This window comes from Clostridium lentum (assembly GCF_014287815.1).
Classification (GTDB): domain Bacteria; phylum Bacillota; class Clostridia; order Clostridiales; family Clostridiaceae; genus Clostridium; species Clostridium lentum.
Map to the genome: position 1 here is coordinate 1 of NZ_JACOOQ010000038.1, position 3,131 is coordinate 3,131.

Genomic DNA, 3,131 nt, shown 5'->3' on the forward strand with positions numbered 1-3,131 from the left:
ACCCGTCCGCCGCTAAATCCATTCCCGAAGGAACTTCATTCGCTCGACTTGCATGTGTTAGGCACGCCGCCAGCGTTCGTCCTGAGCCAGGATCAAACTCTCAATAAAAAGTTTAATCTATTTTGCTCAAATTACTTTGAGTCTTTATAAGACTTAAAAGAATTGCTGGTTTTATATTAACTATATTCTGTTCAATTTTCAAAGACCATTTATCTTGGTCGCTCTCAAGCGACTTCTTTATCTTATCATTTAATCTTGTTACTTGTCAACACTTTTTTCAAAGTTTTTGTAACATTTCTTTATTTGATGAAGATGCTTGTCGTTTTAGCAACTTTACTGTTGTTTGTTGCCCTATCGACGTGTTTTAGTTTAACATCTATATTATTTCAAAAATTCATTGAATATCATTAATATTAATAATTATTATTAATATTCTCCTACTTTCGCCATTATACTCATTATATTACATTGTGATACACTTGGATAAGAGTATTGTATCTATTATTTATTTAGCTTCAATAAATAGTTATTTATACAAAAATAATACTATTTGAAAAAGAAATAGGTTAGTACATAATACAGACATATATTATATTCATAAATTTCTAAATAAAAAAACTGTTGCCTTAATGTTCTTCTTAATTTAAAGCAACAGTTTATAATTAAATCATTATTCCCTTATATTTTCTTCTCTTTTGTAAGAGTTTTAATTATTATTAATGCTGTATCCTCTATGGCTCTTTGAGTAACATCTATAGTCCTGCATCCTAGACGTCTTATTATCCTATCAGCAAAATCAAACTCATCTAGAATTCTAGCATCTCCTGCATATTCTATTGTAGTAGGTATTCTTTTAAATTTATCTAATCTTCTTTTTCTTATTTCTATAAGTTGCATTGGATCTATAGTTAAAGCAAAGATTCTATCTCTATCAATTTCATAAATCTCATCAGGTACTCCTACTTCTGGTACTAGTGGAATATTAATAGCCTTTATCCCTTTATTAGCTAAATACATACAAAGTGGTGTCTTGGAAGTTCTAGAAAGCCCTATTAAAACTACATCAGCATTCTTCAACCCTCTATAATCTTTGCTATCATCATACTGCATAGCAAATTCCATAGCTTCTATTCTTTTAAAGTATGTCTCATCTGTCTTCCACATTGCACCTGGATTATATTGTGGTTGTTTATTTAATATAGAAGAAGAAACATTTATTATAGGCCCTAAAACATTAACTACCCATATATTATTTTCAACTCCCTTTTCAGTTAGATATTCTCTTACATTGACTGTTATTATTGTTGAAACTACCATTACATTTTTTATTTCTCTTATTTCTTTAATAAGTTCTTCTACATCTTCTAACGTCTTAATATAAGGTACTCTCCTTACTTCTACTTCATCATCAAACTGACTTGCTGCAGCTTGTGCCACCTGCTCTGCTGTTTCTCCAATAGAATCTGACACTGCATAAATAGTTAACATAAATTCTCCCCTTTCTTTAATTACTGTATATGTATTATTATACCAATTTTTCACAAATAAATTATTATGTCTAATGATTTGTTACTTTATGTATGCTAAAATCATTTATATATTACTTATATTTGGAGGTTTATATGCGCAAGAAATTTGACAAGGAAAAATTATTAATTATAGGCATATTGCCACTTATGTGGTTTGTTTATTTTTTATTTGAGTTATTTACTGGAAGAATTAAATCTTTATATGATATATGCTTAAATCTTTCTTTATTATTTCTCTTTGCTTTTGTTGGATTTATAATATATTGCATTCAAAGAAGATATTCAGGTGGAATTAAAAACAAGGAATTATTTATAATTTTTCTCATCCTTATGATTATTGATCAAGGAATTAAACTTATCATTAAATTTAATTTCTTCCATAGCTTCGTAGAATTAATTCCTAATTTCTTATATTTTAATCCTATTATCAACACACATGGCTCATGGCTTAATGCTAGGTTTAATTTTAATGGGAATTTTACAATATTAATTAGTTCAAACATTATCTTTATTTTTCTACTTATTGAATTATATCGCTATTCACGCTCTAGAAATATAAAGAGCTTCTGGAGTGATATGAGCTTCCTATTTGTTTTAAGCGGAGCCCTTTGTTCACTAATTGACAAAATATTCTATGGTGGAAGTTTAGATTTTATTGGTATAAGTAATTTATTTATTGCTGATATAAAAGATTTGTATATTAATTTAGGATTATTCTTCTTCATAATTCTTATATATAAAGAAGACTTTTTAAATGATGATAATAACACAACTTTTAAAGATGATTTAAAATCTATCAAAAAGTTCTTAGTATTTATTAAAAACGATATATTTAGAAAAGAAAAAAAAGAAAAGGCTTAATGCCTTTTCTTTTTATCTATATAATGCTAAGCGAGTTCTTATTAAAAAATCACTTCTTTTCAGAAGTGATTTTGGTGGCTTACCGGGGAATCGAACCCCGGACACCTTGATTAAAAGTCAAGTGCTCTACCGACTGAGCTAGTAAACCGTATTACCTGGCAACGTTCTACTCTCCCACACAGTCCCCCGTGCAGTACCATCGACGCTGTAGAGCTTAACTTTCCTGTTCGGAATGGGAAGGAGTGTTTCCTCTACGCCATTATCACCAGATGTTTTATTTTGTCTGCTGAGTTTTGCTCTCAACAATTACTTATTATATAGACTTTATATACATATGTCAACATATTTTTTAACTTTTTTCATTTTTTATTTTTTTATATTATATAATTCTCTAAAAACCTTTATTTTATGCGGGTTATAAAAAAATAAAATTCAATAATTTAAGAAAGAAATATTACTCAATATAAAAACTTTCTTTCTTAAAACCAAAAAAATCCTAAACAAAATGTTTAGGATTTATGGTGCATCATCAGGGGATCGAACCCGGGACACCCTGATTAAGAGTCAGGTGCTCTACCAACTGAGCTAATGATGCATATTTACCTGGCAACGTTCTACTCTTCCACACAGTCCCCCGTGCAGTACCATCGACGCTGTAGAGCTTAACTTTCCTGTTCGGAATGGGAAGGAGTGTTTCCTCTACGCCATCATCACCAGATGCTATGATTCTCCAAATCTTCG

At 29.8% G+C, this 3,131-nt stretch carries 2 protein-coding genes, 2 tRNA genes and 3 rRNA genes; 1 reads left to right on the forward strand and 6 read right to left on the reverse strand.

The window, feature by feature from the left end; genetic code table 11:
• Window positions 1-108, reverse strand: a 16S ribosomal RNA gene (locus H8R92_RS12855); the annotation flags it as partial.
• Window positions 109-678: 570 nt separating this feature from the next.
• The gene (locus tag H8R92_RS12860) at window positions 679-1,488 is read right to left on the reverse strand and encodes a pyruvate, water dikinase regulatory protein (RefSeq protein ID WP_022211421.1); all 810 of its coding nucleotides are present in this window, start codon (window positions 1,486-1,488) and stop codon (window positions 679-681) included.
• A 134-nt stretch (window positions 1,489-1,622) separates the two neighbouring features.
• On the opposite strand from H8R92_RS12860, the gene H8R92_RS12865 reads away from it, so the two are divergent.
• A complete protein-coding gene (locus H8R92_RS12865; protein WP_186835662.1) occupies window positions 1,623-2,390 on the forward strand; it encodes a signal peptidase II in 768 nt (255 codons plus the stop codon).
• A 72-nt stretch (window positions 2,391-2,462) separates the two neighbouring features.
• On the opposite strand, the gene H8R92_RS12870 is transcribed toward H8R92_RS12865, so the two are convergent.
• The 4 genes from H8R92_RS12870 to rrf (H8R92_RS12885) all read right to left on the reverse strand — a co-directional run bounded on the left by H8R92_RS12870 (window position 2,463) and on the right by rrf (H8R92_RS12885) (window position 3,108).
• Window positions 2,463-2,538, reverse strand: a tRNA-Lys gene (locus H8R92_RS12870).
• Window positions 2,539-2,543: 5 nt separating this feature from the next.
• Window positions 2,544-2,660 (reverse strand): 5S ribosomal RNA (gene rrf, locus H8R92_RS12875).
• 249 nt (window positions 2,661-2,909) lie between these two features.
• Window positions 2,910-2,985, reverse strand: a tRNA-Lys gene (locus H8R92_RS12880).
• A 6-nt stretch (window positions 2,986-2,991) separates the two neighbouring features.
• Window positions 2,992-3,108, reverse strand: a 5S ribosomal RNA gene (rrf, locus tag H8R92_RS12885).
• Window positions 3,109-3,131 lie beyond the last annotated feature (23 nt).

Bases quoted from the DNA above. Each gene is read 5' to 3' on its own strand.
- H8R92_RS12860 (WP_022211421.1), bottom strand. From the start codon at position 1,488: ATGTTAACTATTTATGCAGTGTCAGATTCTATTGGAGAAACAGCAGAG.
- H8R92_RS12865 (WP_186835662.1), top strand. From the start codon at position 1,623: ATGCGCAAGAAATTTGACAAGGAAAAATTATTAATTATAGGCATATTG.